This window comes from Microbulbifer sp. ARAS458-1 (assembly GCF_045348205.1).
Lineage (GTDB): Bacteria > Pseudomonadota > Gammaproteobacteria > Pseudomonadales > Cellvibrionaceae > Microbulbifer.
On the sequence record NZ_CP155838.1, the window covers coordinates 572,569 to 587,747 of the forward strand.

10 protein-coding genes are annotated in these 15,179 nt (G+C 52.7%); 9 read left to right on the forward strand and 1 reads right to left on the reverse strand.

What is annotated here, in order from left to right:
• The first annotated feature begins 7 nt into the window (after positions 1–7).
• The 7 genes from AAFH99_RS02240 (at position 8) to AAFH99_RS02270 (ending at position 10,023) form a co-directional block, all read left to right on the forward strand.
• Positions 8–349, forward strand: coding sequence for a cupin domain-containing protein (locus AAFH99_RS02240; RefSeq protein ID WP_043319801.1), 342 nt, complete (start codon positions 8–10; stop codon positions 347–349).
• Positions 350–363: 14 nt separating this feature from the next.
• On the forward strand, positions 364–1,659 hold the full coding sequence (locus tag AAFH99_RS02245) for an MFS transporter (RefSeq protein ID WP_043319802.1): 1,296 nt from the start codon (positions 364–366) through the stop codon (positions 1,657–1,659).
• A gap of 61 nt (positions 1,660–1,720) precedes the next feature.
• Positions 1,721–2,470 (forward strand): SDR family NAD(P)-dependent oxidoreductase, encoded by a 750-nt coding sequence (locus tag AAFH99_RS02250; protein WP_043319803.1) that lies wholly within the window; start codon positions 1,721–1,723, stop codon positions 2,468–2,470.
• A gap of 48 nt (positions 2,471–2,518) precedes the next feature.
• Positions 2,519–3,475 (forward strand): sugar kinase, encoded by a 957-nt coding sequence (locus tag AAFH99_RS02255; protein ID WP_043319804.1) that lies wholly within the window; start codon positions 2,519–2,521, stop codon positions 3,473–3,475.
• Positions 3,476–3,832: 357 nt separating this feature from the next.
• Complete coding sequence (locus AAFH99_RS02260; RefSeq protein ID WP_043319805.1) at positions 3,833–6,706, forward strand: TonB-dependent receptor; 2,874 nt, start codon at positions 3,833–3,835, stop codon at positions 6,704–6,706.
• Positions 6,707–6,904: 198 nt separating this feature from the next.
• Positions 6,905–8,764 (forward strand): polysaccharide lyase family 7 protein, encoded by a 1,860-nt coding sequence (locus tag AAFH99_RS02265; protein ID WP_231491910.1) that lies wholly within the window; start codon positions 6,905–6,907, stop codon positions 8,762–8,764.
• 422 nt (positions 8,765–9,186) lie between these two features.
• A complete protein-coding gene (locus AAFH99_RS02270) occupies positions 9,187–10,023 on the forward strand; it encodes a polysaccharide lyase family 7 protein (RefSeq protein WP_406828547.1) in 837 nt (278 codons plus the stop codon).
• Positions 10,024–11,421: 1,398 nt separating this feature from the next.
• On the opposite strand, the gene AAFH99_RS02275 is transcribed toward AAFH99_RS02270, so the two are convergent.
• A complete protein-coding gene (locus tag AAFH99_RS02275; protein ID WP_406828548.1) occupies positions 11,422–12,261 on the reverse strand; it encodes a hypothetical protein in 840 nt (279 codons plus the stop codon).
• Positions 12,262–12,701: 440 nt separating this feature from the next.
• On the opposite strand from AAFH99_RS02275, the gene AAFH99_RS02280 reads away from it, so the two are divergent.
• Both AAFH99_RS02280 and AAFH99_RS02285 read left to right on the forward strand, forming a co-directional pair.
• Complete coding sequence (locus AAFH99_RS02280; protein ID WP_406828549.1) at positions 12,702–13,862, forward strand: polysaccharide lyase family 7 protein; 1,161 nt, start codon at positions 12,702–12,704, stop codon at positions 13,860–13,862.
• Positions 13,863–14,021: 159 nt separating this feature from the next.
• Positions 14,022–15,137 (forward strand): peptidase C39 family protein, encoded by a 1,116-nt coding sequence (locus AAFH99_RS02285; RefSeq protein ID WP_406828550.1) that lies wholly within the window; start codon positions 14,022–14,024, stop codon positions 15,135–15,137.
• The last annotated feature ends 42 nt before the right edge of the window (positions 15,138–15,179 follow it).

The window sequence follows — 15,179 nt, forward strand, 5'->3', positions numbered from 1 at the left end:
AAACGCTATGCCCGCAACTGATGCATTTGTTCAGGCCCAGGATGTTGAAGTCGAGGATCTCGGCGGCGGTATCAAGCGGCAGATTCTAGGCCACGACGACAACCTGATGGTTGTGCGTGTGTGGTTTGAGGAAGGCAGTATCGGCTACGTACACAAGCACCCGCACACTCAAGTGAGCTACGTCGAAAGTGGCGAGTTTGAAGTGCAGGTGGATGGCCGTAAAAAACTGCTGAAAGCTGGCGACAGCTTCTACATTGCACCACATCTGGAACACGGTGCCGTGTGTAAAAAGGCCGGAGTGCTGCTCGATACCTTCAGTCCCTACCGGGAAGACTTTCTGCAAAGCTAAACAGGACAATAATAATGAAGAACTTACGCTGGACCATTGTGTCCCTGGTGGCCCTGGCCACCATCATTAACTACATCGACCGCACTGCACTCTCGGTTATGTGGCCTGGGGTTTCCGAAGACCTTGGGATGGACAGTCATGACTATGCCAACATCATGAGTGTATTCCTGATTGCGTACGCGATCGGTCAGGCGGTATTTGGGCGCGTGTTTGATGCCATCGGTACCCGCCTCGGCTTTATGCTGTCGATCGTGGTCTGGTCTGTGTCCATCGCGCTGCACGCCCTGGCCACATCCGTGACCTCTTTCAGTATTTTCCGCACCCTGCTGGGCTTCGGTGAAGCCGGTAACTGGCCCGGGGCCACCAAGGCAAATGCCGAATGGTTCCCCGCCAAAGAGCGCGCTCTTGCCCAGGGTATATTCGGCGCAGGTGCCTCTGCCGGCAATATCATCGCTCCCCCGCTGGTCGCCTTCCTATATGCGTTTATGGGTTGGCAGGCAACGTTTATCGTTATTGCCCTGCTCGGTTTTATCTGGCTGGTGCCCTGGCTGATCATCTACAAGAGCGGCCCCGACGCACACCCTTGGATCACTCCGGAAGAACGCGAACTGATTCTGTCTGGTCAAATTGCTCCTGAAAAAGATGGAGACGAGTATGTTCCTACGCTGCGGGAATTACTGTCACACCGTCAGAGCTGGAGTGTGATTTCTGCGCGATTCTTCATCGAGCCGATCTGGTGGCTGTTCGTAGCCTGGCTACCGCTGTACCTCAACGACAAGTTCGGCTTTGACGTGAAAGCAATCGGCGCATCCGCATGGATTCCTTACTGCGGTGCCGCAGCCGGTGCTCTGTTTGGTGGCTGGTTGTCCGGCAAGCTGATGAGCAGCGGTTGGAGCGTGAACAAATCCCGTAAGTTTGCCGTGCTGGTTGGTGGCTGCTGTATGCTGCCGGCACTGCTGGCCACTACTGTCGCGGCAACACCCGCTGCGGCGCTGGCCCTGATTACCGTGATCCTGTTCGGCTTCCAGGCCGCCATTAACAATATCCAGACGCTGCCCAGTGACTACTTCTCTGGCAAGAGCGTTGCCAGCCTTGCCGGCATCAGCGGCGCGGTTGGTGTGATCAGTGTGATTACTGCTATCCAGTTGGTACCGATCATTACCAACGATGGCACCTATTACCCGCCCTTCTTCATTCTCGGTGCTTCTTTGGTACCGCTGATGTTGATCTCGGTTCTGTTTGTTGGGGGACGTATCGCACCGGTGCGTAGCAAACAGGAAAAGAAGCAACTCGCTGAAGCAGCGAGCTAACACAAACCTGAAAAACTCTTCGATCAAAAGTCGGAATTCAAAATTACAGTTAGGAGTAACTATGAAACTTCAAGGTAAAGTAGCCATCGTCAGCGGTGGGGCGCGGGACATCGGTAAAGCGGTTTCCCTGAAACTGGCAGCAGAAGGCGCCAAGGTGGTCGTGAACTACTTCAGCAACGCGCAAACCGCCGAAGAAACTCTGGCGGAAATCAAAGCGGCCGGTGGCGAAGCCATCATTGCCAAAGGCGACATGACCAAACAGGCCGACGTTGAAAGCGTTGTAGCAGCCGCACAGGAAGCCTATGGTAAAACCATCGACGTGCTGGTAAACGTTGCCGGCGGTCTGGTAGAGCGCAAAACCATTGAAGAAATGGATGAAGATTTCTTCAATAAGGTGATCGCCCTGAACCTGAACAGCACCTTCCTGCTGACCAAAGCCGTTGTTCCGCACATGGACGGTGGTGCCATTGTGAACCTGGCCTCCCAGGCTGGCCGTGATGGCGGTGGCCCCGGTGCTTCTGCCTACGCCACCTCCAAAGGTGCGGTAATGACTTTCACCCGCGCCATGGCGAAAGAGCTGGGCCCGAAAAATATTCGCGTCAACTCTCTGTGCCCGGGCATGATCAGCACCACCTTCCACGATACCTTCACCAAAGATGCGGTACGCGCAAACGTGGCCAACGCCACCCCGCTGAAACGTGAAGGTAAGGCGCCGGAAGTGGCTGACGCCGTTGCTTACCTGGCCTCTGATGAAGCTTCCTTCATCACCGGAACCAACATCGACATCAACGGTGGCCTGTTCTTCTCCTAAGGGAGAAGACACAGATACTCAGATTTTTGAGGTAAATAGGCGGAAACCATGCACAAGCGCATAGCAGTCATCGGCGAATGTATGCTGGAAATGAACCTGGACAGCGACTGTCGCAGTCATCACAGTGAGCGCCGCCTGAACGCAGGGCTCTCGTTCGGTGGTGACACCTTGAATACAGCACTGTATATGTCCCGGCTCGGCACCAGCGTCGATTATGTGACTGCGCTAGGTGATGATCACCTGAGTGACTGGATGATCCGCCAATGGCAGGCGGAAGGTATCGGCTGTGATCTGGTAAAGCGTGAGGCGAATGCAACGCCCGGGCTTTACCTGATCGAGACCGACGCCACGGGTGAGCGGACTTTCCACTACTGGAGAGATCGCGCACCCGCTAAACGCCTGCTGGATAACCCGCAAGCGGCCAGGCAGTTGTTCGAGCAACTAAAACAGTTTGACGCGGTTTATCTATCCGGTATTTCCCTCGCCATCCTCTCGCCCTACGGGCGCGAGTGCCTATTCGATTTTCTGGCGGAATTCCGCCAGGGCGGTGGGCAGGTTATTTTTGATGGTAATTACCGACCGCGATTGTGGGGCAGTGAAACACTGACCCGTAAAGCCTACGAGCAGATATTACGCTTGACCGATATTGCCCTACCCACCTTTGAAGACGAACAGTTGCTGTTTGCGGACAAGGATACCGATGCTGCGCTGGCACGTATTCGGGAATGGGGTGTCGGTGAAATTGTGTTGAAACTCGGCGGCGATGGCTGCCTCGTGGTTCAGCAGAACCGCGATCCCAAGCTGATTCCAGCAAATAAAGTGGTACCGGTAGATACTACCGCGGCCGGGGACTCATTCAATGCCGGCTATCTGGCGAGTCGTCTGTCGGGGGACAGTGCCGAAACAGCCGCTAAAAAAGGTCACCTACTGGCCAGTACGGTAATTCAATATCGCGGCGCCATTATTGCGCAAACTGCCATGCCGGAAGCTATACAGAGCGCATAAAATCTCTCGGTAATTTTAGTGACCATAAGCGGCTATTCAGCCGCTTTTTTTATATGTCAGTTAATTACCTTGTTTACTACCAGCCTCAGACATTACCGACCTATCAAACCAATTGGTTTTACCCTTGGGTATTTGATGAGTCGTTCATAGAAACAATTAAATTCCTTTAAAAATATTTTTTCACTGAAAAAACCTAAAAAACCCATATAAAACAATTATTTAATTGGGTTTTACAACAACCTATCTTACCAATATCGTTAACCAATATTATTGACAGGTTTTCTCGAACGCGTTTAACTCGCCATGCTGCGAGCTAATAAAAATAAAATCGTTCTTACAATGAGAGGAAACTGTTCGATGGATAACTATAAGAAGTTTAAGAAGTTCGATAAGCAGACCGCCCTGAGAGACCTCAGTGTGCTGATGCTATCCGCCTCCGCTATGGCATTTACCCCCATGACTTTTGCCCAGACCGACGATGCCGCACTGGAAGAAGTCTCTGTTACGGGTATTCGCGCCAGTCTTGAAGCCGCCGCCGACGCGAAACGTGACGACGCCCGTGTTGTCGACGCCGTGGTTGCGGAAGATATCGGTAAACTCCCCGACAACAACATTGCCGAAGCACTGCAACGGGTAACCGGGGTTTCTATTAACCGCGAGTTTGGTGTGGGTTCTGCGGTATCCATTCGCGGCCTTACCCAGAACCGTGTTGAAGTGAACGGTCGCTCCGTACTTGGCGACACCCGTAGCGGCATCGACTTCCAGGATTTCCCCGCTGCATTCCTGCAGAAAGTGGAAGTAGTCAAGTCGCCGACACCTGAAATGACCGAAGGCGCTCTCGGCGGCACCATCAGCCTGAAAATGGCGCGCCCGCTGGACCTGAACGCGCCGCTGGCAGCCGTCTCGGTGCAGGGCGAATATGCCGACAAAGCGGAGAACTGGGCCCCGATCATCAGCTCCGGTGTGGGTAACAACTGGGATCTCGGTGATGCCGGTACCTTCGGTGTCATCGCGTCACTGGCTTATCAGGACCGCACCCTGCGCCGCGACGAATCCCTGGTACAGCTCGCAGTAGGCCCCGTAGAAGGCCTGGGCCCGGCCCAAAACACCCCGAGCGGGAACTATGTGTACGCCCGCGAGCACACTTACAATCCCCGTACCGAAGATCGCGAGCGCACCGCACTGAACCTCGCGTTCCAGTGGGCCCCCGCCTCTGAACAGGGTCAGTTCTATCTGGATCTGAACATGGTTGAGCGCGACGGTGCGCAGGAAACCTTCTCCCTGCTGCATATTCTCGACGATCCGACCGTGATTCCCGGGGAAACCTACGAGGACGGAAACGGCCAGCTGCAAAACTTCATGTACGACGAAGTTCAGCCGCTGATGACCACCGGCTCCAGCTTCCGCCAAAGTGATTCCTTCAGCCACGCCTTTGGTGGCGAGTGGAACTTCACAGAGAAATTAAGCGTAAAGGGTGAATTCTCTATCGCTGAATCTGACAGCTACATTCCGTTCTCCGAGTTCCGTTTCCGCGGTATCGATCGCTCTCTTGAAGGTCAAGGGGCCGAAGGTGAGAACAAATGGCTGGTCCCGGTAACCTACCGCGGTAACGATAGCGGAGCGCCGGTTGTCGACTTCGCCGACGGCTACGTATTTACCGATCAGCAGAATCAGGCCTTCCGCCGCTACGAAGACACCCGTGATTACATCAAAAACAACGAAAATGCGTTCCGTTTTGATGTGGAATACGCGGAACCCTTCGGACTCGATTGGGTAAGCGCAGTTAAATCCGGTGTGCGCGTAACCACCCGCGACTACGAGCAGAGCCGCGAGCAATTCCGTATCACCAACATCTTTAAAGATCTGACCGATGCAGACGGCAATCCCGATATTATCTGGATGGAAGATGTTGTTGCCCAGTTCCCCAACGCGATGACCGACTACGACTTCACTGGCGATGCCTTCGAGCACTCCGGCCGTGCCGGCGCCTATGATCTCGCGAAGTTCACTGCCTACGATGCCAAGCTGTTGCAAGATCAGCAGGCTACCTTTGATATTGTCAAGCAGTTGCTCGCCGGTACCAATATGGCGATTAATGGCAGCCTGGCGGACAACCTCGAGTATCAGGAAGGCGGCTACTCCGAAGTTAACGAAGATACCTCTGCGGTCTACGTTCAAGCGGAGTTGGACTTCGGTGACGTTCGTGCCGTTGTTGGTGGCCGCTACGTAGGAACAGAGATAAGCTCAAGTGCCTACCAGGAAGGTGAGATCGTTTCCGATAGCAGCAGCTACAACGACTTCTTACCAAGCCTGAATGTGACCTGGGGACTTACGGATGATACCCAGCTGCGTTTTGCGGCCGCAAAAGTAATGCGCCGTGCGGACTTCAATGAGTTGAGCCCGGCATACTCCTACCGCGATGCCTACATTGCTGCCAGCCGCGGTAACCCAGATCTTGAGCCGTATCGTGCAACCCAGTACGACATCGCCGCCGAGCACTACTGGGACAACAACATGGTTTCTGCCACCCTGTTCTTTAAGGACGTGGAATCCTTCCTGACCCGCACCTACGAGTGTGAGAACCAGCCAGATGTCGTCAGCACCAAAACCAACGTGTCTGACTACGATAAAATCTGTTTGTGGCAGGCAAACGGCATCCAGTACGCCAACGAAAACACCCCGATATCCGAGATGGGTATTCTGACCGACTTCATCACCAACGGTGAGAACGGCAAGATTCAAGGTCTCGAACTGGGTTACCAGCAGGCGTTCGACTTCCTGCCGGGCCGTTGGTCTGGACTGGGTATCAGTGCCAACTACACCTACGCAGATAGCGAAAATCCCGACGGCACTCCGCTGGAAGATATTTCCAAGAACACCTTCAACACTCAGCTGTATTACGAGTATGAAGGTCTGGGAATCCGTCTGGCATACACCTACCGCGACCGTTTCCTCGACAACGAAGAGACCAAGCGGGTGCTGCCACTGGGTGAGCTGGTTCTGGCCGGCGCTTCACAGGACGATGACCCGACTCTGGGTAACGACTACCGTGAAGATCTCGCGCAACTGGACCTCTCTGCCAGCTACGACATCAACGACAATATCACCGTTATCGGCAATGTTGTGAACCTCACTGGTGAACCCACCATTAACACCGGTACCAACGGCAGTGCATTCCAGATTATGGAAAATGACCGCCGCTTCGTATTGGGTGTACGCGCCAAGTTCTAATCTGGTGCAAGGGCCGGCGGCGCTCCGTCGCCGGCCCTCCTGCTCTTACCAAATATCAAGTTAAACAAAAATACACCGTACCAACGGCGGCTTCGCTGTGGACGAAAATTACAACGAATATAAAAAGAGAGAAACAGCAGCAGTCGGTATCGCTGCGCCCCCAAGCCATTAGAGCACCCAAAAAATAAAGAGGGTTCAATGAAAAGCAGTAAAAAAACCTTAGCGATGAAAATCAGTTGCGCCGCCGCACTGTCGGTCTGTATGGCCGGTGCCAACGCATCTATTCAAAACCCCGGATTTGAAAGCGACTGGGACAGCTGGAGTGACTCTGACCCTTCCGCTGTTTCTGGCGTTGCCCATAGTGGTAGCAAGTCCGCAAAAATTTCCGGTAGCGGTGGCAAGGTGGAACAACAGGTTTCCGTCAGCCCTAATACTAACTATCGCCTGACAGCCCATATCAGCGGTGCGGGTACCATCGGCGCCGTGGTAAACGGCACTACCTACGACAGCAGTATCAGTAATGGCGACTGGGATCAGTTGCAAGTGGACTTCAATTCCGGCAGCGCCAGCAGCATTACCGTATTCGGCACCTACAACGGCAGCGAAGGCCGCTTCGATACCTTTGCGCTTGAACATCTCGGTGGCGGTTCGTCATCAGGTAGTTCATCGAGCAGTTCGTCCGGCGGATCTTCCGGCGGTAGCGCCTGCGCCTCCGGCAGTAATCTCCCGGTGGCATCCGCCACTGACGACGGCAGTAATGATGGCCACGGTCCAGCAAACGTTGTTGACGGTAGCCTGGCGGACGAGTCGCGCTGGTCTTCCCAGGGGATCAAATGGATCACCCTGGACCTCGGTAGCGAGAAAACCGTAGAAGGCGTGGATATCGCCTGGTTTAAAGGGGATCAGCGCTCCAGCTTCTTCACTGTGGAAACCTCCACCGACAACAGTAACTGGACGATGGTACTTTCCGGCGGGCAATCCAGCGGCAACAGTGCAGACATGGAAAGCTATGACGTTGCCGATACCAACGCGCGTTACGTGCGCGTTACCGGTAGCGGTAACTCCGCCAATAGCTGGAACAGCATGCTGGAGATGGATGTCATCGGCTGCGGTGAGGGCGGTAGCGGGTCCAGCTCCGGTGGTTCGTCATCCAGCTCCTCGTCCAGCTCCAGTGGCGGTTCAAGCGGTGGCTCGGGCTCTGGAGGCTCAAGCTCCGGTGGTAGCCTCGACCCGGATCTGCCCCCTTCCAGTAACTTCGACCTGAGCGCCTGGTACCTCAGCGTACCCAGCGACAACAATGGAGACGGAAAGGCGGACTCCATCAAAGAGAACGAGCTGAACAGCGGCTACGCCAATAGCAGTTACTTCTATACCGCAGATGATGGCGGTATGGTATTCCGCTGCCCGATTGACGGGTACAAAACCTCTTCCGGTACTTCTTATACAAGAACCGAACTCCGCGAGATGCTGCGCCGTGGCGATACCAGTATTGCCACCCAGGGCGTGAATAAAAACAACTGGGTATTTGGCTCAGCGCCTTCATCTGCCCGCGATGCAGCAGGTGGTGTGGATGGTGTGCTACGAGCGACCCTCGCGGTCAACCACGTTACCACCACCGGCGACAGCGGTCAGGTCGGGCGCGTCATTGTCGGCCAGATTCACGCCAACGACGACGAACCACTGCGTCTGTACTATCGCAAGTTGCCCGGTAATAGTAAGGGTTCTGTGTACATCGCACACGAGCCCAACGGTGGCAGCGATAGCTGGTATGAAATGATTGGCAGCCGCTCCAGCAGCGCCTCCAACCCGTCTGACGGAATCGCCCTGGATGAAATCTGGAGCTATGAAGTCAAGGTGGTAGGCAACACCCTCACCGTCACCATCATGCGCGATGGTAAAGATGATGTCGTGCAGATTGTGGACATGAGCAACAGCGGATACGACGTATCCGATCAATACCAGTACTTCAAAGCCGGCGTGTATAACCAGAACAACACTGGCAATGGCAGTGACTACGTCCAGGCAACCTTCTATGCCCTGGAGCAGTCGCACGATTAACTGCCAGAATAAACTTTCCCCGAGCGCGTGATGCGGGTGGCTCTTACCCCCAAAAGGTAGTTTTAAGGAAGGGGTCACTCAGCGGAAGCTTCCCGGAGCGGTGTCGTTTCATCTCCGCCGCTCCGGGCTTTTTGGTTTATAGACGTTCAACTTTTTAATCAACAATACAAGGAACCCCACCGGTGTCTATCTGGAAACTTCACGCGGTATCGAAGCCAGCTCTCTGCCGAATTTTATTCGCCAGTATTTTCAGTTTAGGCTTAGCCGGTTGCGGCAGTGACAACTCTGAGCCGAATCCCACCGACGCCGGAGCGAGTAGTTCGTCTTCCAGCTCATCATCAGGGTCTTCTTCGAGCTCTTCTTCAGGTTCGTCATCCAGCTCCAGTGGTTCTGGTAGCGGTTCAGGTAGTGGGCTGGACCCAATGCTCCCGCCCTCCAGCAATTTTGACCTGGCGGCCTGGTATCTCAGTGTACCGACTGACGATGACGGCAATGGACGCGCCGACTCTATCTACGAAGCTGAATTGAACAGCGGCTACGGAAACAGTAATTATTTCTACACCGGCGAAGATGGCGGTATGGTATTCCGCTGCCCCATCGCCGGCTTTAAAACCTCCACCAATACCTCATATACCCGCACCGAATTGCGCGGCATGCTGCGCCGTGGCGATACCAGTATCAGCACGCAAGGAGTAAACAAGAACAACTGGGTATTCAGCTCCGCTCCCATCGCTGCCCGTGAAGCCGCCGGTGGCGTAGATGGCGTGCTGCGTGCAACCCTCGCTGTCAACCACGTCACCACAACCGGGGACAGCGGCCAGACAGGCCGCGTCATCGTCGGCCAGATCCACGCCAACGACGACGAACCTCTGCGCCTCTACTACCGCAAACTGCCAGACAACAGCAAGGGCAGTATCTACATCGCTCACGAAATCAAAGGCGGTGATGACACCTGGTACGAAATGATCGGCAGCCGCTCCAGTAGCGCATCAAATCCGGAAGATGGAATCGCGCTGAATGAAATTTTCAGTTATGAAATCAAGGTCGAGGGCAACACACTCATCGTCACTATTTTCCGCGAAGGGAAAGACGATGTGATTCAGATGGTCGATATGAGTGAAAGCGGCTATGACACCGAGGATCAATATATGTACTTCAAGGCTGGGGTGTATAACCAGAATAATAGCGGGGATGACAGCGACTATGTGCAGGCGACTTTTTATGCACTTGAGAACAGCCACACTGAATACGAAGACTAAATATTCTTCTCACGCCATCCTGGGCTAATAAGATCCGTGCTGCTGCGCAAAGTATTAACTTGTGTTTTTTTCGGCTTGCTTCCGATAGTAGGTGTGGTACTGATTCAACTGGAGTTCTCACAAGTACACATTTCTACGTGGGGCTACGTGAATCTTGCACTGTCACTGGTATTTGTATATCTGTATTTATCAGATAATTTTCAACCGGCAAAATATTTCTCGGTAGCGTTATTTATTTCGATGTTGTTGGACTCATCCTTTTTGCCGCATCAGTGGTCGCTCGCTGTCACAGTAAAGCTAGCTCTACTGTCGATATGTCAAGCCGTCGCTTTCCTGCTGATTTATATATTTCTGTTTCCTATTGACCGTCAGGACAAGAAATAAACCATTATCCAATTTCTGCCCCGGTAGAATCTGGGCCTACTTTATCTTGTTAGGCAGTAAGATTTCTTGTGTACCTTTATTGAGATAGTAATTTATACACTTGGCTTATCGACCGGGATACTCATTGGCTGGCACTCCGTTCGCCGAATTAAGACACCATTGCAAAAAAAGTTTGCAGCCATATCCATCATCGTCGTGAGTCTAGGTTTTAGTTTCTCCTTCAACATCGACGATCCAGCCTACAATCATTGCAGAGTTTTGGAAAAAGCAGATCTATCTACCGCCCTATACGTTTTTACGTGTGCACTTATAGGCAACCTATTTATTGGATCTATATGTGCGATAGGGAAGGCTATGCTACCGAGAAAGCACAACGTTGACCGAGAAAACTTTGACCAAAATCCTTGAACCATCAAGATGGTCACGCGCTGGAACATTTCAACAAAGTCACATACAGGCATAAATCTATATGGCCTTTTCTGCATTTTTTATTGGTACAAATTTATACAGCTTTATCTCCCATACACTTCTACATTATTATGCAACTGTTAGGTATTTGAAACATAGCCAGTCGAAGTTCATATCCTACCCAATAGGTTTCTTGCTCTTTATTGCGTTGTGCTTGACGCTTATATTTATTCCTTTGGCGGGTACCGAATGCACTTATGATACGATTTTTCTTCATTTTTCTAGTAATGCTTTTCTATTTCGCATCAATCCATGCTATCCGGGACGAGCCAGGCCGAAGTATGGCTGAATACTTTTGGATGCTCGAGACTTTCGGTGCGGTTTTATTTCTTTATTTTGCTGAATGGATTGCGCGCAAGCTGAGTAGAAAGAAATATTTTTGGTTTCTCAAATAGCCAATAGGCAGTATGCGAAGCAAAAGTGAAATTCGCACTTTGTAGCTTCAAAAATACTTAATGTGCGCGACCTAGATTTTGATTCGCAAAATACAGATGCCAGTGTAACCGTTTACGCAAAGTAGCGGTTTAGTTGCAGGCACACATTGGGTCAGTTAGTGGATTTAGGATCAAGCAAATTAACCCCTGCACTCATATACAAATCGTCATACATTAACCCTCCATTCCCATAGGGGGCGTCCAGCGGCCCGGTATTACAGTTCATTAGAAAGTGGGTAAGCGGAGCTTCCCGCTTCATGCGGAAATCCGCCTGTCGATAAACCTGAGTTTGCCGGGTAAACTCCCCACCCCGTACAAATACATCATAAGTTTGGCCGCCGAGGGACACTGGTGCGTTGTTCACTACATACCAGATTTCATACCACTCGCCGGGGCTCAGTGGTTTTGCTTCGGCGCGGCTTTCGAGATCGACAATATTTGCGTATCCACCATCGACCTTGACCATCAGCGCGCCGGTGTTTACCAGACCAGAGGATTCTGTTTTGTCGGTCACCCGCAATGTGGCCTCGAAGGCGTTGTAGTCGTGCTGCTTTATACCTTCAGCATCCAGATTGCTGATCCCGAATACGTGATTATTGGGAAATGACTCCACCTTTATGCGAGAGTAAAAGGTGTAGACTTCACCGACTTCCACCGCGCGGGGCAGCCGCTTGAAAGTCAGTGCCTTGCGGTTTCCCACTACGCCTTCAGCGGCAGGCTTTTTCAGCAGATATGCATTCTTTACGCCATTCTCTGACTCCACACGCCGCACCGTGATCTGTGGATTTTCCACGAGCGGTTCTGTTTCATTTTTGGTGTCTGCGAGCTTCCAGGCTGTGACGGCACCCTTTTCTTCGAAGTCTTCGATCAGGATCCAGTCAGCGTTTCGCGCCTGACTTTTAGACGCGATTACTAACACAAAGATAACCATTAAATCTTTCAAGATTTTCATATTCGCTCGTTTATTCATAACTTTTTCACGGCTCTCTTCAGCGCTCAGTACATGGATGATTATGAATCACTGACGATATTGGCGACAATATTTTTGCACGTGTAAGACCAATTATTTTGAACCAGTAGAGGGTATTTTTTATTGATAATTCCGCACAAACAGAAACCGTATTTTATGTGAAATAATTTCTTTATTTTTCATGCACTTACAACGCTCATTCTGCAGTCTTCTTTGCTTGATGGTATCACTGTTTCAACTTCTCAATTCTCCGCAAGAATTGACATATTTTCAGCGCAGGCATTAGCCTTCCGTCCGCTTTTACAACGCTCGATTCGGCGTGTGATGGCGAACCTCTAGGGCGCATTGAAATTTTTGCGTTCTTAAATAAATAAAAATACTCGGCACTGGTTTTTATAGATTGCCGTATCAGAGAGAAAACAATGATGCACATGTACAAATCAATGCTTGCCGGCATGGCACTGACAAGCGCGGCCGGGCTTGCCCAGGCGGCGACGATTCAGAACGCGGGTTTTGAGAACGGCTGGGAGGGCTGGACTGAAAAGGATCCGGCTGCTATTTCCGGCGTTGCTTACAGCGGTTCAAACTCGCTGAAAATTGGCGGAAATCCCGGTCGGGTCCACCAGGTGGTGAGCGTAAAACCCAACACCGAGTACACCCTCAGTGCTTATGTGAACGGCAAGGGTCAAATCGGTATCAATGACTTGAATGGCCTATTCAAGAACAAGAAATTTGATGTCGGTAGCTGGACCAAGGTTTCCCGCACATTCACAACCGCCAGCACCAACTCGCTACAGGTGTTTGCCAAGCACAATAACAATAGCAGCGACGTACGATTTGATAATTTCTCACTGGTAGAAACCGGTGGTACCACCACACCACCCAGTTCCGGTGGAACGAAAGTGCCGGCCAGTATTGCTCAGGGCACAATTTTTGACCTTGAAGGCAGTAGCCCCAATCCTCTGGTGGATGACTATACACTGGTCTTTCTTCCCCTGGAGGCCCGCTACACCTCACCAAATGGCAACGGCTGGCGTCACGAGTACAAGATCAAATCCAGCCTGCGGGTGGCCATGACAGACACCTATGAGGAGTTTTCGGCGAGAGTGAAAGTCGAGATGTCCGATGCGGGCAAGACCATCATCGCTCAGCACCATGCCAGCGACACGGGCACCATCATGAAAGTCTATGTTTCCGACTCCAGGGAGTCTGGCTTCTTCGACAGTGTGGCGGGCAACGGTGTGTTTGACGTCTACGTACGCCTGCGTAACACCAGTGGCAATGAAGAAAAGTATGCGCTGGGCACCATCAGAAGCGGAGATTCCTTTGATCTGAAGGTCCTCAATAATTACGGCGAAGTGTACGTGACCGCGCTGGGAAGAAGCTTCGGTATTCCGGTAGAGGATGATTCGGAATCCTACTTCAAGTTTGGTAATTACCTGCAATCCCAGGACACCTACACCTTGGAAAACTGCGGGGAGTCCGGAAACTCCGGCTCTTTTGCCGATTGTTTTGACGATCTGGGGATCACCAAGTCCAAGATCACCATGACTGACGTCAGCTATATCCGTGTCACCAACTGAGCTTTGCAGATATGACCTGACCGCCATCCAAAGGCGGTCAGGGTCGCCGATATTCATCAAAATATTTCTGTGCAGATATTGCCCAAACCCGCAACCGGCGCTTTAATCGCACTATCTTTACAACCTTCCCGGCCATCCCGGCCTATCAGCTCCCCTCAAATGACCCAATCCTCACAGCCGACACCCTCAATCCGTCCCGCCGTCAGCGCCGATCTCGATCAGCTGTGCGCACTGGAGGAGGCCAGCTTCGACGGCGACCGACTGAGCCGCCGGCGTTTCCGCCACTGGCTGAAAACCGAAAACCGCGTATTTCTGGTGGCAGAGCAGGAAGGCGCACTGCTCGGCTACGTGCTGGTATTGCTGCGTAGGGGAACCCGGCTTGCACGGCTGTATTCTCTCGCAGTGGGGCCTGCTGGGCGGGGCAAGGGGATTGGCAAGGCGCTGTTGAGCGCGGCGGAGGATGCGAGTAGCCGAAATGGCCGCCTGTATATGCGCCTGGAAGTGGCCGAGCAGAATACCGCCGCCATCGCCCTCTACCAACAGCTGGGTTACCGCACCTTCGGCAGTTATGCCAACTACTACGAGGACTCGGGTAATGCGCTGCGTATGCAGAAGCGCATCCGCTACCGCCCGGAGAATCTGCATACCGCAGAGGTACCCTGGTACGGGCAGCGCACGGAATTTACCTGTGGCCCGGCGGCGGCGATGATGGCGATGGCCGGACTGGATTCCAGTTACGAACCCAACGGCAGTGACGAACTGGCCCTGTGGCGGGAAGCCACCACCATCTTCATGACTTCCGGTCACGGTGGTTGCCACCCGATCGGCCTGGCGCTGGCGCTACAGAAGCGCGGCTTTGCCTGTGAGGTTCATCTGAATCTGACCGGTCCGTTGTTTATCAATGGTGTGCGCAGTGAGGAGAAAAAACGGGTGATCGAGCAGGTCGATACGGACTACCGGGAGCAGGCACAGGCAGCGAGTTTACCGGTGATTGCCGATGACTTTACTCAGGAGCAGTGCCAGCAATGGCTGGAAGATGGCGCGCTGGTTTTACTGCTGATCAGTACCTATCGCCTGGACGGAAAGAAGGTACCGCACTGGGTCACGCTGACCGGAATGGATGATATTTGCTTCTACGTGCACGACCCGGATGTGGACGACGAGGACAACCCGCTAGACAGCCAGTACTTGCCTATTGCGCGGGAAGATATTGCGCAGATGTCGAGTTTTGGCAGGGAGAAACTCCGCACCGCTGTGGTTGTCCGGAAAAGCTGAGCAAGTGCGGCAATTTCCTGGCAGCGATGCGGGGTTTAATAA